The sequence below is a fragment of the Binatus sp. (SeqCode) genome (genome assembly GCF_036522015.1).
Lineage (GTDB): Bacteria > Desulfobacterota > Binatia > Binatales > Binataceae > Binatus.
This window is the reverse complement of record NZ_DATDGQ010000379.1, coordinates 1-2,135: the sequence shown is the minus strand read 5'-3', so window position 1 is coordinate 2,135 and position 2,135 is coordinate 1. Positions and strand designations below refer to the sequence as shown.

General features: G+C 64.5%; 1 protein-coding gene. It reads left to right on the top strand.

Features of this window, described 5'->3' with window-relative positions; genetic code table 11:
- Positions 1–89: 89 nt before the first annotated feature.
- Positions 90–2,135, top strand: a 2,046-nt coding sequence (locus VIW95_RS16145; protein WP_331588428.1) for a VWA domain-containing protein, incomplete at its 3' end; no start/stop codon positions are given.

The window sequence follows — 2,135 nt, the reverse complement described above, 5'->3', positions numbered from 1 at the left end:
GGTTTTCATTTTGATCGCGCTGGCGCTACTCGCACTAACGATTGAATCCGCGATGCTGATTGGCCACGCCGGCCGCTGGGGGATGCGCCATGTTTGATCGGCCGCATCTGCTCTGGTTGCTGGTACTCGTGCCGCTGGCCGCGACTCCCGGAATCCTCGCGATGCGCAGCGGACTGCGGCTGGCCGGTGCCGCGTCGGCGACGCTTCGTGCACTGTGCGTCGTCGCTCTGGTCGCGATGCTTGCTGGATTGCGCATTCCGGGTCGAATCGGCGCGCAAAGCGTCGCGGTGGTCGCGGTGATAGATGAGTCGCGCTCGGTGTCACCCGATCAACAGGATTGGATGCGCCGCCAGATCGAGCAGTTGAAGACCGCGATGGCGCCAACCGATCAGCTGGCGATTATCGGCTTTGGACGCGACGCGCGGCTGCTCGTGCCTTTGACCGATCCCCGGCTGCTCGGTCATTTCGGCGACGGTGCCGATGGGGGAGCGACCAATATCGCGAGCGCGCTGACCGCGGCGGAGAGCCTGTTTGCGCCGGAAGCCGACAAGCGAATTTTGCTCCTGAGCGACGGCAACGAAACCGAGGATTCCGCGATGACCGAGGTTCCCGCGATGCTCGAGGACGGCGTCCGAATTTTCGCCGCCGCGCCTCCGCCGTCGGCCACCGAGCGAATCGCGGTCACCGATTTTTTTTCACCGGACGCGGTCCGCGCCGATCAGCGTTTCGCCTTCAGAATCGGCGTCGAAAGCGAATCGCAGTCTCCCGTCGCCGCCACGCTCAGGCTCTTCCGCGACGACACTGCCGTCGGCGGCGAATCGATCACGCTTAAGCCCGGGCTGAACGACTTCGAGCTGCCGTATCGGCTCGACCGCGCGGGCGCGTACCTGATGAGCGCGGAAGTCTCGATCGCGCCTCCGCGTATCGCGCTCAATCCGCGGGTCGAAGCGGCGATTTCAGTGACTGGCGCGCCGCGAATTTTGATCGTCTCGACTTCGGTGCCGGAGAGCCTTGTGACCGCGCTCAAAATGCGCAAATACCAGATCGATTTCGTGTCGCCGCGCAGCCTGAGCGAGCATCCCGTCGACTACCTGCCGTACCAGCTCGTGATCCTCGACGACGTGCCCGCGGGATCGCTGACCCCTGCCGCGCAGCACGCGCTCAATCGCTACGTCGCCGACTACGGCGGCGGACTGGTCGCGACCGGAGATACCTTGCGCGAAGAAAGTCTGGCCGGCGGCGATCTGGAAAAGGCGCTGCCGGTGAAGTTCGTGCCGCAGCCGCCGCCGCCGTCGCGCGAACCGATCGCGGTTTATCTCTGCATCGATCGCTCGAACTCGATGAGCTACGACTCGCGCTATCCCGCGGTACGCGACGGCGAGCGAATCCGCTACGCCAAGGAAGCAGCGATAGCACTCCTGCGACAGCTCGACGACACCGACTTCGCCGGCGTGATCGCGTTCGACTCGCAGCCGTACGTGCTCGCGCATCTGCAGCAGCTCGGCGACGATCGCGCTGAGCTCGAAAATCGCATCGACCGCCTCCAGCCCGGCGGCGGCACCGACTTCAAGGACGCGCTCGAAATCGCCGAACGCGAGATTCTGCAGAGCAACATTCCGGTGCGCCAGGTGATCCTGCTGACCGACGGCGACACCAACCGCCAATATCACGACCACGACGATCTGATCGCCGAATTTGCCCGCCAGCACATCCCCGTTTCGACCATCCGCATCGGTCCCGACCTCGCCAACCTCGAGCTGCTGCAGGACTTTGCGCAGGCGACCGGCGGTATCTTCTATCGCGTGCAGGACATCGAGAAGCTGCCGCTGCTGCTGGTCGGTTTGACGCGGGAGGCGATGAACCGGCGCAAGCAGGATCGCACCACGGTCGAAGCCGGCGACGCCTCCGCCATGCTCTCCGGCATCGGCATCAAGGAGATTCCGCCGATCGACTTTTTTGCCGCGACCGAGGCCAAGGACGGCGCGCAAATCATGCTCAAGGTCGCGCGCGCCGACAAAGCGGCTCCGCTGCTGGCGTCGTGGCAATATGGACTCGGCCGCGCCGCGATTTTCGCCGGCGATCCCGATTCACTGGCGACGCTCAGCTGGATTCGATGGAATCGTTACGCTGAATTC